The 19712-nt window shown below is 48.3% G+C and carries 21 protein-coding genes and 1 other annotated feature; of the genes, 17 read left to right on the top strand and 4 right to left on the bottom strand.

Annotated elements, in window-relative coordinates; translation table 11 throughout:
* The first annotated feature begins 27 nt into the window (after window positions 1-27).
* The 10 genes from JRJ22_RS12550 (at window position 28) to JRJ22_RS12595 (ending at window position 9545) form a co-directional block, all read left to right on the top strand.
* Window positions 28-1152, top strand: a complete 1125-nt coding sequence (locus tag JRJ22_RS12550) for a phosphodiester glycosidase family protein (RefSeq protein WP_206104744.1) — start codon at window positions 28-30, stop codon at window positions 1150-1152.
* Window positions 1153-1259: 107 nt separating this feature from the next.
* Complete coding sequence (locus tag JRJ22_RS12555; protein ID WP_206104745.1) at window positions 1260-2192, top strand: LysR family transcriptional regulator; 933 nt, start codon at window positions 1260-1262, stop codon at window positions 2190-2192.
* A 15-nt stretch (window positions 2193-2207) separates the two neighbouring features.
* Window positions 2208-3323, top strand: a complete 1116-nt coding sequence (locus JRJ22_RS12560; RefSeq protein WP_206104746.1) for a 5-methyltetrahydropteroyltriglutamate--homocysteine S-methyltransferase — start codon at window positions 2208-2210, stop codon at window positions 3321-3323.
* A gap of 375 nt (window positions 3324-3698) precedes the next feature.
* Window positions 3699-4055 (top strand): hypothetical protein, encoded by a 357-nt coding sequence (locus JRJ22_RS12565; RefSeq protein WP_206104747.1) that lies wholly within the window; start codon window positions 3699-3701, stop codon window positions 4053-4055.
* A gap of 55 nt (window positions 4056-4110) precedes the next feature.
* Window positions 4111-4380: a binding site (T-box leader), on the top strand.
* A 64-nt stretch (window positions 4381-4444) separates the two neighbouring features.
* Window positions 4445-6043 carry a lysine--tRNA ligase gene (gene lysS, locus JRJ22_RS12570; protein WP_206104748.1) on the top strand — a complete coding sequence of 533 codons (1599 nt, stop codon included), beginning with the start codon at window positions 4445-4447 and terminating at the stop codon, window positions 6041-6043.
* Window positions 6044-6070: 27 nt separating this feature from the next.
* Entirely contained in the window at window positions 6071-6790 is a 720-nt protein-coding gene (locus JRJ22_RS12575; RefSeq protein WP_206104749.1) for a YebC/PmpR family DNA-binding transcriptional regulator, read from the top strand.
* Window positions 6791-6861: 71 nt separating this feature from the next.
* A complete protein-coding gene (locus JRJ22_RS12580) occupies window positions 6862-7041 on the top strand; it encodes a hypothetical protein (protein WP_054940500.1) in 180 nt (59 codons plus the stop codon).
* 96 nt (window positions 7042-7137) lie between these two features.
* On the top strand, window positions 7138-7902 hold the full coding sequence (locus JRJ22_RS12585; RefSeq protein WP_206104750.1) for a TSUP family transporter: 765 nt from the start codon (window positions 7138-7140) through the stop codon (window positions 7900-7902).
* A gap of 19 nt (window positions 7903-7921) precedes the next feature.
* Window positions 7922-8383: a GNAT family N-acetyltransferase gene (locus JRJ22_RS12590; protein WP_408637882.1), complete on the top strand. Its 462-nt coding sequence runs from the start codon at window positions 7922-7924 to the stop codon at window positions 8381-8383.
* On the top strand, window positions 8376-9545 hold the full coding sequence (locus JRJ22_RS12595; protein ID WP_206104751.1) for an alanyl-tRNA editing protein: 1170 nt from the start codon (window positions 8376-8378) through the stop codon (window positions 9543-9545). Before JRJ22_RS12590 ends, JRJ22_RS12595 begins: the two co-directional genes overlap by 8 nt.
* Before the next feature lie 129 nt (window positions 9546-9674).
* Here JRJ22_RS12595 and JRJ22_RS12600 read toward each other — a convergent pair whose 3' ends face one another.
* Window positions 9675-10394, bottom strand: coding sequence for an SAM-dependent methyltransferase (locus JRJ22_RS12600; protein ID WP_206104752.1), 720 nt, complete (start codon window positions 10392-10394; stop codon window positions 9675-9677).
* 218 nt (window positions 10395-10612) lie between these two features.
* A complete protein-coding gene (locus tag JRJ22_RS12605) occupies window positions 10613-11425 on the bottom strand; it encodes a class I SAM-dependent methyltransferase (protein ID WP_206105115.1) in 813 nt (270 codons plus the stop codon).
* A gap of 264 nt (window positions 11426-11689) precedes the next feature.
* Between JRJ22_RS12605 and JRJ22_RS12610 the strand changes: the two genes are divergently transcribed.
* The 7 genes from JRJ22_RS12610 to JRJ22_RS12640 all read left to right on the top strand — a co-directional run bounded on the left by JRJ22_RS12610 (window position 11690) and on the right by JRJ22_RS12640 (window position 17920).
* On the top strand, window positions 11690-12445 hold the full coding sequence (locus tag JRJ22_RS12610; RefSeq protein WP_206104753.1) for a class I SAM-dependent methyltransferase: 756 nt from the start codon (window positions 11690-11692) through the stop codon (window positions 12443-12445).
* A gap of 162 nt (window positions 12446-12607) precedes the next feature.
* Window positions 12608-13591, top strand: coding sequence for an aldo/keto reductase (locus JRJ22_RS12615; protein ID WP_206104754.1), 984 nt, complete (start codon window positions 12608-12610; stop codon window positions 13589-13591).
* A gap of 10 nt (window positions 13592-13601) precedes the next feature.
* Window positions 13602-15566 carry an elongation factor G gene (locus tag JRJ22_RS12620; RefSeq protein ID WP_206104755.1) on the top strand — a complete coding sequence of 655 codons (1965 nt, stop codon included), beginning with the start codon at window positions 13602-13604 and terminating at the stop codon, window positions 15564-15566.
* Between the two features lie 103 nt (window positions 15567-15669).
* On the top strand, window positions 15670-16071 hold the full coding sequence (locus JRJ22_RS12625; RefSeq protein ID WP_206104756.1) for an NUDIX hydrolase: 402 nt from the start codon (window positions 15670-15672) through the stop codon (window positions 16069-16071).
* Between the two features lie 167 nt (window positions 16072-16238).
* Entirely contained in the window at window positions 16239-16664 is a 426-nt protein-coding gene (locus JRJ22_RS12630) for a DMT family transporter (RefSeq protein WP_206104757.1), read from the top strand.
* Window positions 16665-16690: 26 nt separating this feature from the next.
* A complete protein-coding gene (locus JRJ22_RS12635) occupies window positions 16691-17389 on the top strand; it encodes a Crp/Fnr family transcriptional regulator (RefSeq protein ID WP_206104758.1) in 699 nt (232 codons plus the stop codon).
* A gap of 30 nt (window positions 17390-17419) precedes the next feature.
* Window positions 17420-17920: a DMT family transporter gene (locus JRJ22_RS12640; protein ID WP_206104759.1), complete on the top strand. Its 501-nt coding sequence runs from the start codon at window positions 17420-17422 to the stop codon at window positions 17918-17920.
* Window positions 17921-18002: 82 nt separating this feature from the next.
* On the opposite strand, the gene JRJ22_RS12645 is transcribed toward JRJ22_RS12640, so the two are convergent.
* Together JRJ22_RS12645 and JRJ22_RS12650 are read right to left on the bottom strand one after the other, a co-directional pair.
* Complete coding sequence (locus tag JRJ22_RS12645) at window positions 18003-19049, bottom strand: anthranilate phosphoribosyltransferase (RefSeq protein WP_206104760.1); 1047 nt, start codon at window positions 19047-19049, stop codon at window positions 18003-18005.
* Between the two features lie 12 nt (window positions 19050-19061).
* A complete protein-coding gene (locus JRJ22_RS12650) occupies window positions 19062-19658 on the bottom strand; it encodes an ANTAR domain-containing response regulator (protein WP_206104761.1) in 597 nt (198 codons plus the stop codon).
* Between the last annotated feature and the right edge of the window lie 54 nt (window positions 19659-19712).

A 19712-nucleotide genomic window follows, 5' to 3' on the forward strand; every position in this document is an offset into this window, starting at 1 on the left:
TATGCATCTCCAGGGAGGAAGAAAGAAGTGAGTACTTCATCATTACCCCAGCGTTCAGACGTACGAAAAAAGAAAAAACCTGTCCGTAAACGTAAGAAAAAAAGCTTTCTGCGCAGACTCACCAGAGTCTTCCTGTTCTTTATCGTGTTACTGGTTGCTGCCGGGGGCTGGCTGTATTTTGCACCTTCTGCCCATAATCTCCGTTATTTGATCGCAGACACATTGATAACGACACAACACCGCTATATGGCGAAATATATTATTGGTGAAGACGAGCTGAAGAATCGGGTAGCCGAGTACAATCAGCGTTTTGTACATATGGGCGACGAGAAGGATACCCATACGATTGCAACCCCTGCACCTGAAGTTGAAGCAGAGAAGCCGCTGGTCGAGATTGAGAAGGTGTCAGGGACTAGTTATACAGGTTATGTAATGACGGTCAACGATCCTACGAAGGTCCGGTTAGGTGTTCCGGGCAAAATCGGCTCTGGCGAGAAAGTATCCAGTATGGTCAAGCGTACCGGGGCGATTGCCGGAGTGAACGGCGGAGGGTTTGCCGACCCGAACTGGAAGGGGAACGGGTTTAAACCGATCGGGCTGGTCATCTCACAGGGGAAATTATTCTATAATGGCCTTGGCGGCAAGAAATCGACACAGATTGTCGGCCTGGACAAGCAGGGCAAAATGATTGCAGGAAACTATTCGCTGGAAGAGCTGAGTGAGCTTGGTGTGCAGGAAGCCGTATCTTTTCAGCCGCGGATTATTGTTAATGGCAAAGGATTAATCAAGAACGCAGCCGAAGGCTGGGGGATTGCACCAAGAACTGCGATGGGTCAGCGTGCGGATGGGGCGCTGTTGTTTGTTGTCATCGACGGCCGGCAGCCGGGCTACAGCATCGGTGCAAATCTCTACGATGTCCAGCAGATTATGCTGAAGCATGGAGCGGTAATTGCCGCGAATCTGGATGGCGGATCATCGACGGTACTGGTGAAAGACAATGAAATCGTTAATAAACCTTCTTCGCAATATGGAGAACGTTATCTGCCTACAGCATTTCTCGTCTTTGAGCATCCGGAGCAGGCACAGATTGCGAATATTTGGGAAGGGCTTGATCCTTCGCAGATCGATGCGGCCAAGAAGCGGACACAGTAACAATAGATTTTAAGAGAGCAGTAGACGTAGTACAGCAAGTAAGGATATGCTAATAAAATAACTAGATACGCACAGGGCCACAGCCTTTGATTAGAGGGGGAACAGGATTGACATTGCAGCAGCTCCGCTACGCCATTGAGATTGCGAACAGCGGCTCTATGAACGAAGCGGCCAAACGGCTTTTTGTGTCACAGCCCAGTCTCTCCAATGCCATCAAGGAACTGGAGAGCGAGCTGGGAATCACGATTTTTGAACGGACCAACCGGGGAATCAGCATTTCAGCGGAAGGCATGGAGTTCTTGGGCTATGCAAGGCAGATTATCGAGCAGACCGAGTTCATGGAGAACCGGTATACCGGCAAGAAACGCAGCCCGGTTTATTTTTCCGTGTCCACCCAGCATTATGCTTTTGTCGTCGATGCTTTTGTGCGTCTGATGAAGGAACGCAATGTGTCGGAATATAATTTCAGCCTGCGTGAGACACAGACCTACGAAGTTATCGAGGATGTGCGGACCCTGCGCAGTGATCTCGGGATTTTGTATATCAACGAAAGCAACTATAAGGTAATGAATAAGCTGTTCAGCGACGGGAACCTCAAATTCACCCCGCTGTTCAACACGAATCCACATGTCTATGTGAGAGCAGGACATCCGCTGGCCGCCAAGGAGACCCTTATCCTGGACGACATCCTCCCTTATCCGTATATTACCTTTGAGCAGGGAGACAACAATTCTTTGCACTATTCAGAAGAAATGCTTAGCTTCACCCAGATTGAGAAGAATATAAAGGTAACCGACCGGGCAACACTTACGAACCTGCTGCTAGGCACCGATTCCTATACAATAGGCACTGGAATCATGGCTTCTGAGCTGAACGGCAACGGCCTAGTGACCATACCTTATGACAGCAATGAAGTGTTTACCGTCGGCTGGATTACTCACAAGGACCGCAAACCTAGTGAAATCATGTCGAGTTATATCGAACTATTAAATGATCTGGTCGCAAGCAGTTGCTTCGACTTGAATCAATTCTTACTATAACAGCAGGAGGGACGTATGATCAGTCCAATAACCGGTTCCGCCAGAAATGCACCGCCCTTTCGTTATGACATCATCGGCAGCTTCCTGCGCAGTGACGAAATTAAGGCAGCCCGCAGCAGGTATGAACAGGGCGAGATTACAGCTATACAGCTTCACGAAATAGAGAATAAGGAGATTGCTGAACTGCTGAAGCATGAAAAGGCGTTGGGCCTCAAGGCGGTTACCGATGGGGAATTCCGCCGTTCGTGGTGGCATCTTGATTTCTTCCTGGGGATTAAAGGGACTCAAAAAATCATCCTCAATCAAAGCAGCGGCTCCAAGGAAAGTACTCAGCGGGCTGAGAGCTTTAAGATTACCGGCAAAATCGCGTTTGAAGATCATCCGATGATTGCCCATTTTACGCAGCTGCAGGAGATGGCAGGAGATACGCTGGCCAAAATGACGATCCCAGCCCCATCCTTGTTCCACTTCGTGCAGGATTATAACGGGAATGAAATATATCCCGATCAGCAGCTGCTGTATCAGGACATTATTACTGTATATAAGGCTGCTATTCAAGCCTTCTATGATGCAGGGTGCCGTTACCTGCAGCTGGATGATACCACCTGGGGTACGCTTTCCAGCGGCAGACACCGGGCCCATCTTCGCAGCAGGGGAGTCGACCCGGAGCAGCTTGCTAAGGATTATGTGCGCCTCATTAACGAGAGTATTGCCGGCAGACCTGAGGATATGACGATCGCGCTGCATGTGTGCCGCGGCAACTTCCGGTCTACCTGGTTTGCTGCAGGCGGCTATGAGCCGGTTGCCGAAGTGTTGTTCGGCGAGACTCAGGTCGATGCCTTTTTCCTTGAATATGACAATGAACGTTCTGGAGACTTCGCCCCGCTGCGGTTTATCCGTGACCAATTTGTAGTGCTTGGCCTGGTTACCACCAAACATGGGGGACTAGAGAGCAAGGAGCAGCTAAAGCTGCGGATTGCCGAAGCGGCCCAATATGTGAATATCGAGAAGCTGTGCCTCAGCCCGCAATGCGGTTTTGCTTCGACGGAGGAAGGGAACATCCTGACGGAGGAAGAGCAGTGGGATAAGATCCGGCTGGTCGTTGAGACGGCGAATGAAGTTTGGGTTTAGTTCTGTTATATAGATTGAATTGGGATATTTTTATTTGGGGTTTGGCCGTGACTACAGTGAATGTTTGGACTTCCGGCCGCTGTTGTCGTAAGTATTTCTTGATTTATACCGCTGCAAGCGGTTGAAATCCAGAGACAAAGGCGGACGCTGGCGCTCCTCCAGTTCCAAAATTCCCTTCCGTCACTTCTCCCTAAATATTTATTGTCAAGTTCAATCTATATAATTTGTGTGGCAGGGCAGATTTCAAGCAGTCTTATGACTTCGCCATCTATTCATTCTAATAGCCTAATGATCATCTTGCCTCCCGGCCTTATCCTAAAGACCGTCATTTACATAAAGTTCCAAATGGGATATTGTTCTAGCAGGGGGGATGACATGGAACCGTTTGTTGATGAGCATGCTGTTCGCAATACTAAGACTAGAAGATTCAGGAATGTTCTAATCGTGATTGGCTTATTGCTGGTGGCACTTGCTGTATTGAATCCGACTAGAGAGGACTTTTCCGATTTTGCTGCGAATGACTTGCATGACAAGCTGGGGGGCTGGTTGCCGGGCGGGGCTACAGATTTGCTGGCCAGACCGTTGCTGAACTCGATTGCAGAAAGGGATAATTATATCTTGTTCTCTGTTTACAGTATCCCGGACATCAAAGACGGTAAAACATTTATTTCAGATATTCAGGCGGAGAAGAAGTACTTAGGACTATTCAAAAGATTCTTCTTCGAACTTTAACTTGAAAAGCCCGGAAAACCATGTTTAAATAATGTTAATTGATTTGAATTGAATATGAAAAGCGATGACGAGAAGAGTACTTAAGATAACGTTGTTCCCAGAGAGCTCCTAGGTGGTGAGATGGAGCAGCAATGTGCTTAACGAATAAAGTCTCCGAGCTGCATACGGAATTGGGGAAGTAATATAGCTCAAGGATGGTATGACGGGATCTCCCGTTACAGAGATAGGGTATAAGCGTAATGGCCGTACCCGAAGAGGCGGGCCTGGCAACATGACCGCGAACAGAGGTGGTACCACGACGCTATTCATAGCTCTCGTCCTCAAGATAACAATCTTGAGGGCGGGAGCTTTTTTTGCTTTTCCAATACTATAAACAGAGGAGCATTAACATGCATTGGGCACAAAAATACGCAAACAATTTAATCCAAAACCATCCTGAACGACAGACCTTTGTATGCGCATCAGGGATTAGCCCGTCGGGTTCGGTGCATATCGGAAACTTTCGGGAGATCGTCACGACATACTTCGTCACGCAGGCACTCCGGAAATCCGGCAAAGAGGTACGGTTTATTTTCTCATGGGATGATTTCGACCGGTTCCGCAAGGTTCCTGCTCAGCTTGATCCTTCTTTTGAACAATATATCGGCTTGCCTTATACCAAGGTACCTTGTCCCTGCGGAAGTCATGCCTCCTATGCGGAGCACTATGAACAGGAATTTGAACATGCGCTGGCTGCCTTCGGAATTGTTCCCGAGTTCATTTATCAGAGCCGCGAGTATCAATCGCTCCGGTATAATCCGGCTATTCTGCATGCGCTGCGCAATAGAGCAGAAATTTACGACATTCTGATGATGTTCAAAACAGGAAAAGCAACGGAGGACGCACGGGCTGCCTTTTATCCGGTACAAGTGTACTGTGAGCGCTGCGGGAAGGATACGACCAGTGTCCATGCTTTTGACGAAGACTCAGAAAACCTGATCTATAGCTGCAAATGCGGCTGTTATAATACACTGTACGTTCCAAAGGCGGCGAATATCAAATTACACTGGAAAATCGACTGGCCGATGCGCTGGGGAATGGAGCAGGTTGTGTTCGAGCCGGGAGGCCGGGATCACTCCTCCGAAACGGGCAGCTATAATGTCGCTAAGGTTATCTCGGAGAGAATCTTCGGGAATCCGCCGCCTTATTACGTTCCCTATGAATTCATCAGCATCAAAGGCAGCCATGCCAAAATGTCCAGCTCTTCCGGCCATAATTACACACCTGCGGATCTGCTCGAGGTGTACGGGCCGGAGCCGATCATGTTCCTGTTTGCCAAATATCATCCGAATACCGCTTTTAGTATCGGGCTTGATGAGGATGTTCTGCGTAATTACACGGAATTCGAAAGATACCGCAAAGCATATGACGCCGGAACGTTGACTGACAATGATTTAAGCGCAGCGATGGAGCTTTCACTTATGAAGGATACAGAGCCTCATGCACCCAGCTTTAGTCAGGTATCCAGTCTGCTGCCGCTAATTAATTTTGACAACAGAGTGCTGCAGGAGCTGCTTCGGCAAGGCGGTGAGGATTACTCTGAGGAGATCATTCAGCAAACGGCAGCACGGGCCGGGCACTGGATTAGACAGTTTGTTCCACAGAGGCTAGTTACGGTAAACGAAAACCCGGACATAGCTTTGTATCATACGCTTGAAGCTGTTGAGCAGGAGTGGATAAACGCTTTTTGCGGCTTGTTGAGAGAAGAAAAAATAGAGGAAGAGGAACTCATGAGACGAGTTTACGCTATTTGTCACCATGATGACAAAAAGATGATGAGAAGCAATCAGAAACGCCTGTTTGCCTTGATATACCAGCTTGTTCTGCATCAGTCGGAAGGGCCGAGGATTCCTGCTCTGATCCAGGCTGTAGGAACGGAACCTCTGCTCCGTCTACTGGACTTTACGGGATCGTCCCGGGAGAGGTATAATAGAACGGACTGTTTATAATTAATGTTGGAAAGTGAGCGGAACACTATGGGTCGTAAATGGAATAATATTAAAGAAAAGAAAGCATCCAAGGATGCCAATACTAGTAAGATCTATGCCAAGTTTGGTGTTGAGATTTATGTAGCAGCCAAGAAAGGCGAGCCGGATCCGGAGTCGAACCGTGCACTTAAGGTCGTTCTGGAGCGTGCCAAAACCTATAATGTACCTAAAGCTATCATCGACCGGGCGCTGGAAAAAGCCAAAGGCAGCGGCGACGAAAACTATGTTGAGCTGCGTTATGAAGGCTTCGGTCCAAGCGGTTCGATGATCATCATCGATGCATTGACCAATAATGTGAATCGTACAGCGCCGCTAGTGCGTTCCGCATTCAGCAAAAACGGCGGAAACATGGGCGTCAGCGGTTCGGTAACGTATATGTTTGATACCACAGCCGTTATCGGTTTGGAAGGCAAGTCTGCCGAGGAAGTTATGGAATTGCTGATTGAAGCAGACGTAGATGTGCGAGATGTGCTGGAAGAGGACGAGTCGGTTATCGTTTATGCCGAGCCTGACCAGTTCCATGCCGTTCAGGAAGTCCTGCGCGGAGCCGGTATCACCGACTTCACTGTAGCAGAGCTGACAATGCTTCCGCAGAACTATGTAACCCTTCCGGAAGATGCCCAAGTCCAGTTCGAGAAGCTGATCGACGCTCTGGAAGAACTCGATGATGTACAGCAGGTATATCACAACATCGATTCCGAAGAATAGAGAGAATAATTCCGGCTGCGGATTGCCACAATAAGCTGAACCATTAAGTTTACACTTAAGGAGGCAGCACAGTGACAAATGACTATAAACCGGACAAGAACCTGATCAACACCGTCGAGGAGCTGGACCAAACGCCGGTTACCAGCCAGCAGGCCCAGCAAATGGAGCAGAAGAAGCTCGATGTCCGCAAGGAAGCTCTGATGGATGATAAGACGACTTATAAGAAGAATGAACAGAACACTTATAAGTGACACTTCCGCTATAGAGGGAGTAAGAGAGCGGCAGGAGATGATCCTGCTGCTTTTTTATTGAGGCGGGAAAATACATAGCAGGGGGATTTAACAAGTATGGACCATATAAGTACAGGAATGATCATCGTTCTGGTGGTTTGCGGTTTTTTGGCGGGATTCATAGATTCTGTAGTAGGAGGCGGAGGGCTGATCTCAATTCCGGCCTTGCTGTCCGCAGGCATTCCCCTTCATCTGCTGCTTGGCAGCAACAAATTGGCCGGGACGATGTGTTCGTTTACAAGCACCGCTTCGTTTGTCCGTTCGGGGAAAATCAACTTTCAGCTGCTGAAGCTGCTCATTCCCTTTTCAATTATCGGGGCGGTGGCAGGCTCCTTTACGGTTAGGCAGGTACCCTCAGAGTTTCTGAAGCCGCTCGTCATTGTGATGCTGGTTGTAATTACGATCTATACCTTATTCAAAAGGTCGTGGGGAGATGTGTCCACGTTCTCCGGCAGCAGTAAAAAAACACGTCTGATCGGCGTTATGGTGGCGTTCGTAATCGGGTTTTATGACGGATTTTTTGGTCCGGGCACCGGATCCTTTCTGATCTTTGCTTTTCTGATGCTGGGTTTTGAATTTGTAACTGCTGCCGGCAATGCCAAGGTTCTGAACTTTGCCAGCAATATTTCCAGTCTGCTCACATTTATCGCGCTTGGTTCTGTCAGCTTTTATTATGGTCTGCTGCTGGGTGTGCCAATGGTAGCTGGTGCGGTTATTGGCTCTAAGGTAGCGATCCGCAAGGGAGCAGGCTATATCCGGCCGCTGTTCATCACAGTGACTGTGATCTTGATCGGCAAGCAAATTTGGGATACGATGCACTAAAGACACACTAGCTGAGGTGATGGATAGATTGAGGATCACGTTAATACATAAAGAAGCGGCCTGGCAGCTAAGACACGAAGTCATGTGGCCGGAGCGTGAGCTGGACTACGTGAAGCTGGAGGATGACGATGCCGGCGCACATTACGGGCTGTTCGAAGGTGAACAGATGATATCGGTAGTCTCACTGTTTATAGATGGAAGTGAAGCCCAGTTCCGCAAATTTGCCACCCTGGAATCCATGCAGGGCAAAGGATATGGGAGCAAACTGCTGCATCATGTACTGAACGAAGCGGCAAGCTCCGGTGTGAAGCGGGTTTATTGCAATGCCAGAAGCCATAAAGCCTCCTTTTATCAGAAGTTTGGACTGGCTGTTACGGACCGGACCTTCACTAAAGGCGGGAAAGACTATGTGATTATGGAACTTTACTTCGATGCATCCGGAGAGAGAGAAAGAAACGGAGTGGAACAGATTAATGACTAATAAGCTATATTACGAATCCGCATATATTAAGGAATGGAAGACCGAAGTCAGCCGTATCGTGGAGAGAGAGGACGGGCTCTACCTGATTTTAAAAGACACAGCGTTCTATCCGCACGGCGGCGGACAACCCTGTGATATCGGATTTATTGATGACATTCCTGTGCTGGATGTTATTTTGGAGGAGGAAGAAGTACTCCATAAGGTTATGATCCTGCCTGACGGGCCAGGGGTAAGCTGCCGGATCGAGTGGGAGCGAAGATTGGACCACATGCAGCAGCACAGCGGCCAGCATTTGTTATCCGCTATGTTCCTTAAGCTATGTCAGGCAATGACCTTGAGCTTCCACCTGGGGAGCGATTATGCAACGATCGATATCGAGCTGCAGGAGCTGTCTGCGGACCGGATGCTTGAGGTTGAGGCAGAGGTTAACCGGCAAATCTATATGAACCGCAGCATCACCAGTTATATCGTAAATGAAGAAGAATTAGCCCGTCTGCCGCTGGTGAAGCAGCCCAAAGTAACGGAGAACATCCGGATTGTGGAGATCGAAGGAGTCGAGTATAACGCCTGTGGAGGAACTCATGTCTCGTCTACAGGGGCTATCGGCATGATTAAGCTGCTGAGATCTGAGAAACAGAAGGGCAATATCCGTGTTACTTTTAAGTGTGGTGGGCGTGCATTGGAGGAATTCAATACTAATGCCCGTATCCTTAGCGCCTTGTCCTTGAAATTTAATACCGGTAAGGATGAAATTGTAGACCGGATTGAGAAGTGGGAGCAGGAGCAGAAGCTGCTTCAAGCAGAGCTCAATGCCCTTAAAGAGCAGAACGACGGCTATGTCGCGGCTGAACTATTGGCGGCGCAGGAGCCAGGGAGCGAGATCATCGCGCAGGTTTTTGAGCAGAGGTCACTTAAAGATCTGCAGAGTCTGGCGGTTAAGCTGACGGTACTGACGGACTTGCCGGTGCTGCTGTTGTCAGCTGCCGAGAATAAAGTAGTGTTTGCCCATAGCGGAAATGCCGGGCTGTCTTGCGGAGCCTTTTTCAAAACCAACTTAGGGGAGTTCCAGGGAAAAGGCGGAGGCAGTGATAAGCTGGCTCAAGCAGGCTTTCCTACCTGGGAGCAGGCCCTGGCATTCTATGAATTTGCAAAACGGCAATAGCTGCTGAACTACATTGTTTTGGCGGAACACTTGCCGGGAAAACTAGAAAAGAACCTGAATCCTCGTTATACAAGGGTTCAGGTTCTTTTTAAGTTCTAAGTGCAGTATTGCTAGTCAACCAGGAAAAAACTACTTTTTAACTGCAGTCATGAGCATAAGAGTTAAGAAATTTTCGGTGTCGGCATTGTGAAGCTCAAAATCTGCCGTTTCTCTCCATAACGCCTTACCGTTCGGGATCTCTTCAGCGTTCGTAACCTCAACAAGGTTTGTCTTTTGCCACATATTTCTCCACCAGCTGGCGCTATGCCATGCATACATTTCCGGTTCCCATAGCGAAGCCAATCCATCCGGCAAGCCTTCCGTGAATTCCCTTGTCAACGCAGGGCATACAATCCCATACTGACCGCCTTGTTTAGCTAATCTTGCGTAATGGCTGCTGAAGTAACACTCATCGGTACCGAAGTAGTGGTAAGCATCTATACTGATTACCGCATCAAAAAAATCACTGGCATAAGGCAAACTACGGGCATCCGCTTGGATCGGGACAACCAAATCACTGACGCCTGCTTTAACAAAACGTTTATAGTTATCGCTTGCACTAAACCAAAGGTCATTGGCAAATACATTAACTCCATATTCCTTTGCCAGGATAATTGATGTAATGCCAATGCCGCACCCCATATCTAGAACGCGCATCCCAGGGGTAAACTTCATTTTTTCGCACAGCAACTCGAGAAGTCGAAGGGCATCCGGGCCTATAATATATTTACTGTTCGTTTGTTCTTCGAAATCTTTAATTAAATCATTGATCAGGTCACCGTATTTTTCTTTAAAAAGATATGTTTTCATTATTAATTCTCCTTTTTTGTAGTCCCTGTAAAGGTCATACAGAAAAAGAGCATAAGGAAGCTCTGAATCGTTTATGCCCTTTACAGGGTTAGTTAAAACTCACCTTTATTAATCGCACAATGCTCATCATATAGACACATCCTTTCACTATTATGTTATTAATTGTAATACTCCATCATCGTCCGGCACGGCGATTTATATCACAGATGACTGGGATACTATAGTTTTCTTGCTTTGACTACGAAAGTTACAGGCAGCATTTTTGCTTTTTTTGCAAAATCACTGTTATCGTTTCGCGACTGCATAATGTCGTCATCTGATTCCTCAATTAATTGCTCAAGGACAAATCCCGCTTTTGCGAGTGCGTTCAAATAGGTCGATAGTTTACGGTCCGATAAGGTTAACGTACCTTCATCAAGGGATGCGGTATACCAGGATTCATCGAAATAAGATTTCTTAAAAGCAAGCATGTTATTCTCTGCTACAACACATTTGTGTATGGGATGAGACCAGCTGAAAATAAAGACACCGTCCTTTTTCAGGTAGGAAGCGATCCGGCTAAAAGTACCCTCAAGGTCGGTGGTCCAGCCTATGGCATAAACCGAATACACGAAGTCAAAATAATTCCCCGGAATTCCACATTCATCCTCCATGGGAGAACAGATCAATTGGGCTGAAAGACCGGAGGACGTCAAAAGTTGCGATGTCTTTTTGATTTGATTTGCAGCTATATCAGTACCCCATAGTTCAGATACTCTGCGTTCCCCCATATAAAGCAAGGACTGCCCGCTTCCACAGCCTACTTCCAGAACCTTTTTTCCTGAAACATCGCCAAAAAGCTGGCACTTCTCTTCAGAGACATATGCTCCATACAAAGGAAGTGAGGTTGCTCCTAAGATTTCATTTCCTTTTGTATCCCAAAAGATGCTGTTTGTTTTATGTATAGAATTTTTGTCCATCTCGACTGTGATAACGCTACCAACTGCGCCCGCACCAATAATATTTGTTCGATAAACCGATTCCTTGTCCATACCGGTATCCTCTCCCATTAGGAATAATATGAGCTTAAGTGCATATCCCGACAATACGAACACCCGCTCTGCTGCTGCCAAGATAATGTACCATTTATCCACGTACAAATCTACCTAAAATATTCCATACTGCCCCAATTAACGAACTGGGAAGTCCCGATATATGGTAAAATTGTACGGAGAATAAGTTTGAAACCCACTGAGACCAGAGGAATACAAGCATGCCGTTGATAAAGAGTGAATAAAAAAGGAGAGTGACGAGAGATGAACAATGAAGAAAGGTTTTCGGACCGGGTCGATTCCTATTTGAAGTACCGCCCGAGCTATCCGAAAGAGGCTATTGATTATTTGTACGACTTCATAGGTTTGCGTTCGAACAGTAGAATAGCAGACATAGGTTCAGGTACAGGGATCTTTGCAAGGCTGCTTCTGGAACGCGGAAGCTATGTGACCGGGGTTGAGCCTAATCAGGCAATGCGTGTAGCCGCTGAGCAAATGTTAGAAGATTATCCGAACTTTCAGACTAGTTCCGGGTCAGCAGAATCCACAGGATTACCGGATCAGTCAGTTGAATTTATTGTATGTGCACAGGCGTTTCACTGGTTTGACCGCTTAGCCGCACAATCCGAGTTCCGCAGAATTCTACAACCGGGCGGAAAGGTAATACTGCTCTGGAATTCCCGGCTTACCAACGGTACCCCATTTCGTGAGGAGTACGATCAGCTGCTTCATACATACGGAACTGACTACGAGAAGGTTAATCATAAAAATATTTCTCAAGATATCCTTCAAGCTTTTTTCAAGGAAGGTACGATGCAAGAAGTTCGATTCAGGTTGAGTCAGGAGTTCGATTTCGAGGGTTTACAAGGCCGGCTGTTATCCTCTTCCTACAGTCCTGTCCCCGGGCACCCGAATTACGATCCGATGATGAAGGAGCTGCAGAATCTTTTTGACCGGAATAATCAGGATGGTATTGTTCCATTCGATTATGAAACTGAGATTTATTGGGGAGAAGTATAGAGACGTTCAAGACGAAATATTTGAAAAGACCTTGACTTAGAGTGGACTGTAAGACGTACACTACTATTAAGTTTATTCCGATTCAGAAAGCAATAAGTTGATGAAAACGATAACAATGCGACAAAATTGAATTAACAATCTAAATCACCAGGAGGCAATCCTATGAATTACCGCAAGCTTGGAAATACCGGTCTAACCGTCAGTGAAGTCAGCTTTGGCACTTGGGCCATTGGCGGCGACTGGGGGACAAGTCGTGACGAGGACGGACTGAAAGGGCTGTCACTCGCTATCGAACAAGGCGTGAATTTCTTTGACACTGCAGATGTTTACGGTTCAGGACATGCTGAGGAGCTGCTGGCCAAGGCTACCAAAGGTAAAGAAGATCAAATCCATATTGCTACGAAGTTTTGCCGTGCCGGCGATATTTATGATCCCGAAACTTATTCCGCACGGAGGGTTAGCGAGTATGCTGAACAAAGCCTGCGCCGTTTGCAGCGTGAAGCGATTGATCTGTATCAGATCCATTGTCCGCCGATTGAGATTCTGCGGGATGGAAGTGTATTTGCTGTATTGGATCAATTAAAGGCCGAAGGTAAGATCCGCCACTACGGCGTCAGTGTTGAAACGATAGAAGAGGGTCTGCTATGTCTGGAGTACCCGGGTGTAGAATCACTCCAGGTTATCTTTAACCTGTTCCGTCAACAGCCTGCGCTTGAACTGCTTCCGCGGGCCGAAGCTCAGGGAACCGGGATTCTGGTACGTCTGCCGCTTGCCAGCGGGCTGCTTACCGGGAAGTTTGGGAAGGACAGCACCTTCCAGCCGAATGATCACCGCAGCTTCAATGCAAATGGTGAGCAGTTCAATGTCGGGGAGACCTTTGCTGGTCTACCGTTCGTCAAGGGCGTGGAGCTGGCCTCCCAATTGGAGTGGATCAGTGAAGGGCGGGGCAATATGGCAAGAGCATCGATGCGCTGGATTCTTGATCATTCTGCTGTCAGCTGCATCATCCCAGGCTTTAAGAATGAAGCTCAGGTTACTGATAATCTGGCAGCGGGGGAAGTGCCATCCTTTACAGCTGAAGAAATGCAGCGTTTGAGCCGGTTTTACAGCAGTGATGTAGCTCCTCACATCCGCGGGGGTGTATAGATCAGAGGTTATGACAAGAAATACAACCATTGGTCTGCTTGCGCATGTCGATGCGGGAAAAACAACCTTTGCAGAGCAATTGCTCTACCAGACGGAGGCGATCCGCAGCCGGGGACGGGTGGACCATAAAGATACTTTTTTAGATACACATGACATTGAAAAAGCGCGCGGGATCACGGTATTTGCTGATCAGGCTGAATTTAGCATGGGAGATTCGCGTTACTTTTTGCTGGACACGCCGGGTCATGTCGATTTCTCGCCGGAGATGGAGCGCGCTCTCCAAATTCTGGACTATGCCGTGGTCATTGTAAGTGCCGTTGAGGGAGTAGAAGGTCACACAGAAACGGTATGGCAGCTGCTTCGGCGGCATGACATACCGACTTTCTTTTTTATCAACAAAATTGACCGTACGGGCGCCGATCCGCAGCGGGTACTAGCCGAAATCCGCCAGCAGCTTAGCAGAGATGCCGTTATGCTGCCTGACCTGGAAGCTGCCGGAGCAGGTGAAGAGCTACAGGCATTTATGGCTGAACGTGATGAACAGCTGTTTGAGGCTTATCTCGGCGGAAGCCTGAGTGATTCTGCATGGCAGGAAGCGCTCATCACGATGGTTAAACAGAGTAAGATCTTCCCGTGTATGGCGGGTTCTGCGCTGCTGGATATAGGTATGGATAGCTTTCTCCGAAATCTCGAAGCATTAACGAGCACCGGATATGATCACCGTCTGCCTTTTGCCGGAAGGGTCTATAAGATCCGTCATGATGAGAGAGGTACACGGATTATCTATATAAAAGCACTGCAAGGCGTACTCAAAGCAAGAGAGGAACTGACTTACGGCCGTGCCGGGGAAGTGATCACAGAGCGGATTACCGGAATCCGCAGAATTTACGGGGCAAAGACAGCTGCTGCAGATTGGGGGGCTGCCGGTGAACTGTTTGCAGTTACTGGACTTACATCCGCCATGCCTGGTGAAGGCGTTGGGGCGTTGCAGGATCACCTGAGCAGTGAGCTGATGCCTACTTTGAAAGCTAAAGTGAATTTTGCTCCGCCAGTCCACCTTAAGGAGGTGCTTCATGCCTTCCAGCAGCTGGGTGCAGAAGACCCGTCACTCAATGTCAGCTGGGATGAAGCGCTGCAGGAGCTGCATATTCATGTCATGGGACAAATCCAGCTGGAGATTCTGGATCAGATCCTGCGCGAACGGTTCCGCATTCCGGTGACCTTCGGTGATCCGGAAATTCTGTATCTGGAGACGATCACAAATACGGTCTACGGCTGCGGCCATTTTGAGCCGCTAGGACATTATGCAGAGGTGCATCTTAAGCTTGAATCCGGTGAACGCGGCAGTGGAATCTCTGTTTATAATGAGTGTCATCCGGATGACTTATCTGTTGGCTACCAGCGCCAGATTGTGCAGGTTCTCCAGGATAACGGCCATCACGGCCTGCTTACCGGATCACCGCTGACCGATCTTCGCATCACTTTGCTGAGCGGAAGAGCCCACAATAAGCATACTTCCGGCGGGGATTTCCGGGAAGCGGCTTTCCGCGCCTTACGCCAAGGGCTGGAGCAGGCGGAGAATATACTGCTGGAGCCGGTCTATGACCTCAAGATCAGGATAAATAGCGATTATGTGGGCAAAGTAATGGCAGATATCCAGCAGGCAAGCGGAAGCTTTGCAGCACCTGAAATAACAGATCAGATGGCTGTCATTACCGGTACGGTACCGGTTGCGACCTTTATGAATTATTCGGTCAGATTAGCTTCAATGACACAGGGTAAAGGCTCCTTATCGCTAAAGGTATCAGGGTATCAGAGCTGCCATCAGACGGTGAGTGTGATTGAGCACAAACAGTATGATAAAAATGCGGATCCTGCTTATAGTTCAAATTCGATTTTTTGTGCGAAAGGACAAGCCTATTCGGTTCCCTGGGATGAAGCAGAACGGCATATGCACGTGAAGCTGCAGCGGTAAATTCTGAAGTCCTGAATGCTTCAGGACATATGTCCTTTCTTCAGCGTCTGATGTTGCTTTACTCTTACATTAGAGCAAAGCCAAGATTTCGAGGGGGATATTCATGACTGCAATGATAGACAAGATCGCTTGGATTCATATCGTGGAGGGTAAAGTATTAGCTGCACGTTCCCATGGCAAAGATACCTATTATTTTCCCGGCGGCAAGCGTGAAGCCGGTGAAACCGATAACGAGACCTTAATCCGCGAAATTGAAGAGGAATTAACGGTCCGCATTCAGCCGGACACCATTCAGCTGTTTGGCAAATTTGCCGCTGCGGCACATGGTAAAGAGTCAGGCGTACAAGTCCAAATGACCTGTCTGACCGCGGATTATAGCGGGACATTAGCTCCGGCGGCGGAAATCGCTGAACTGGCATGGCTCAGCTATCAGGACAGGGAGAAGGTATCTGCTGTCAGCCAGCTTATTTTTGACCGGTTGCATGAAATGCAGCTGCTTCTCTAATTGGATTACTATCCATATGGCCCGTTTCAGCCTGTTAAGGCTTGAAACGGGCTTTCGTTTACTTATGTGGCTGATCTGCAAATTGCAATTTAGGACATATGTCCTTCACGGATTACGCAGGATGTCATTTAATTAAAGCAGAGAACACATAGAGGAGAGAGAAGTATATGAAAGGAATTATATTTGCCTTCATTGCAGGAGCTTGTATAACGCTGCAAGGGGTTGCGAACGCGCGAATCAGCCAGGATATCGGTACATGGCAGGCGGCGACGATAACCCAGCTTACCGGGTTCATTATGGCGCTGGCGATTCTGCTGATTGTGCGGGATGGCAAGAAACAGGGCTTAAAAAAAGTAAAACCCTTATATCTGACCGGAGGCGGACTGGCCGCATTCATTATTTTCAGTGAAGTGACAGCCATTCAGAACATTGGAGTCACCTTTACCATTTCTGCGCTGCTGATTGCCCAGCTGTTTCTGACCTTTCTGATTGACATTAACGGCTGGTTTGGTGTGGCTAAGCAAAAAATGCGGCTGCCGCAATTCCTTGGCATCGGGATGATGATTGTCGGTGTCATTATTCTCAAATTCTGAGACACAGCTGGAGGTGAAGCTCTGCGATGAAAGAAATTCAAGACCGCCAGCAGGTAGATTCCTATTTACGGAATTATCAGCTGGAAGCGATTTTTACAGGGCTGTTAAGTGAGCATTTATCACTCTACAGTTTTGATCAGGGCGAATGCATCTGTTCCAAAGGAGATCCTTCAGGAACGCTATATATACTGGTTAAAGGCAAGCTGAAAGTTTACACGACAACAGCCGAAGGTAAAACGCTGATTATCTCCTTTAAGACACCGCTTGAGGTCATTGGAGATGTTGAATATATTCAGGGGACTGAGATGATAAACACTGTTGAAGCTGTATCTCCGGTGCATATGCTTGGCATCTCCTACGGCTGGCTGCAGAAATACGGCAAGACTAACCCCACACTGCTGCAGTTTCTGCTGGAGATTATCACGCAGAAGTTCTACCGTAAATCGGATTTTCTGAGCCTCAATCTGCTGCATCCGGTGGAGGTGCGGCTGGCCAGTTACCTGTTGTCCATCAGCTTTGATGAAACAGATCCTTCTTTTACCGGTCAACTGGAGACGATCAACCTGGTGGATACGGCCAACTTCATCGGAACCAGCTATAGACATTTGAACCGTGTGCTGCAGAAATTCTGCCGGGACGGACTGACCGAGCGCAGCAAAGGGGTCATTCTAGTAAAAGACCGGAACGGACTCAGTGCTATCGCCCACCGTAATATTTATGAATAACAAATCCATGAACTAAGGAGTTTTTGCTAAATGATAATTGGACTACTATTGGCATTATTTGCGGGATCGCTGGTAAGCCTTCAGAATATTTTTAACAGTAAAGTGAATGAACATACGGGATCATGGACCACTACCACACTAGTCCTGGGCATGGGCTTCATCGCTTCCCTGATTATGGGACTGATTACGCAAGGAACTGGCATGTTTACACTGCAGCATATGCAGGCCTGGTATTGGTTCAGCGGAGTTATCGGCGTTGGAGTCGTAATCTGCCTCGTGCAGGCTACCAAGCTGCTGGGTGCTACTTATGCGATTTCCATTGTACTGACCTCTCAGCTGGGATTCGCGCTGTTATGGGATTCTTTAGGCTGGCTGGGTCTGACAAAGGTTCCGTTCTCCCTCAATCAGCTGCTGGGTGTTCTGGTCATCGTTGGCGGCATTCTGGTCTTTAAATTAGGCGGAGGCCGTGAGGCTGAGCCAGAGGATAAAGTGAACCCCGGCCAGCGGCGGCAGGCCCTGCATATGGATTAAGCCATCTTGACCTGAAAAACCCAGAGTCTCCTGAAACTAAGGAAGCTCTGGCTTATATTTTTGTGTCTAACGGCGCTGCCGACTACACTTGTCCCAAGGAAGCTGCTTTGCTGCCGTGAAGCAGGCTTTTCCATTTCGCATATACCGCCCAGGCCTCGCCATTATCGAGCAGATGCTTGCAGGTGTACACGCCTTCTTCAATGGAATTCACCTTGCCGGCAAGAAAGAGTCTGGCTCCGCCGTTTAACAGGGTCTGGTTGTAAAAGGCCATGTGCCCGCCGCCCTGGAGGACTTCTTCCGCAGTTTGCAGCTGGCGTAGGGCCGTCCATTCCAGCTCAGGAACTTCCGTTTCCAGTCCAAGGGACTCCGGATCAATAATATCCAGCTGGGCCTGGCCCCTATTGATGGTGTATACCCGGTTTGGACGGTCGATGTAGAGATCCTCGGAGCCTTCAACCCCCTGGACAATCAGCCCTTTTTGATACCCAAGCTTAATGATCAGTCTGGAGAGGCGGTCAAATACGGTATTATGATAAATCCCGAATACGATATAAGGGGAGCAGGAATAGTCAATCAGCTTCTCTGCGGTATTCAGGATGGTTCTCATTCCAATATCCTCTCTAAGCGGTCGGAGCGCACCGAGCGGGGGACACCAGTCTTCAGCTTTGGCGAACAGTACGCCGCTGCCTGCTGCCGCTTCAATGGCATCCCCCGGTGTCAGCCTGGAAATATCTATGCCGGATTCTTGAATGATATCCTGCAAGGTAACGCCCCATTTGGGCGGAAGTGAAGCTGTACTATGCAGGGTAACCGGCACACCTGCAGCGGATAGCACAAACGCTGTTGGAAAAGTTGCGATGAAGGAATGCTTCCGCCCGTCATAAGGTCCTGCGCAATCGAGTCCCTGAAGCACCGGTTCACGGCGGGCAAGCTTACGGCAGACAGCTACAAAGGCTTCCAGCTCTTCAATACTCTCCAGCTTGATCCGTTCAGCGATCAAAAAGGCTCCGATCTGGACAGGGGAGGCCGTCTGCCCCAGGATCGCTTCTGCTGCAATGAGCGCCTCATCGTAGCTCAAATCCCGCGCACCGCGTTTGCCTCTGGCGACTTCTTTTAGAATATTAATCATATCGGATTCTCCTTAAGTTTGATCCTGCAGCAGCTGATAGACTTTGACGATGGAAGTGGCTACATCCACCATACGTTTACGCTCGTTCATCGCTTGCTTACGCAAAAGGTCGTAGGCTTCGGATTCACTGATGTTTTTGGCTTTGGACAGAATGCCCTTGGCCATGTCGATCCATTTGCGTTCCTCGATCCGCGCAAGCAGCTGTTCCTTCTCTTTCAGCCACTGATGACGCTCGAAGCACTGTCTGGAGCTGAAATGAAGAATCCAATGGATCTCCTGGGCCAGCATAGAAGGGGAGAGAATACCATCCACCATAATATCATCTCCGCAGGCAGAGACGGATAAGTTAGCGGTAGATGAGGTGCACCACCACAGAACCGGGGCGATTTTGTGGCGGATAAGCTTTTCTCTCCAGAGATTAATCTCGGTAATCGGCATATTCAGTATGAAGGCGTCAATATCCCGGATCATTCCAACAGCCTGCTCCTGGTTAGTGGCTACTCCGACCACGTACCCGCAGGACTTAAGAATGCCGTCCGGACTCTGTGTTGAGCGCGCCTCTATGTCGTTCTCTGTTTTGCCGTTATGAATCAAGAGCAGGGAATGCATAGCGTGACGCTCCTTTTAGATCGTAATGATCGAGGCATAATAGCTGAAGTATAC

The organism is Paenibacillus tianjinensis, assembly GCF_017086365.1.
In the GTDB taxonomy this organism is placed as follows: domain Bacteria; phylum Bacillota; class Bacilli; order Paenibacillales; family Paenibacillaceae; genus Paenibacillus_AQ; species Paenibacillus_AQ tianjinensis.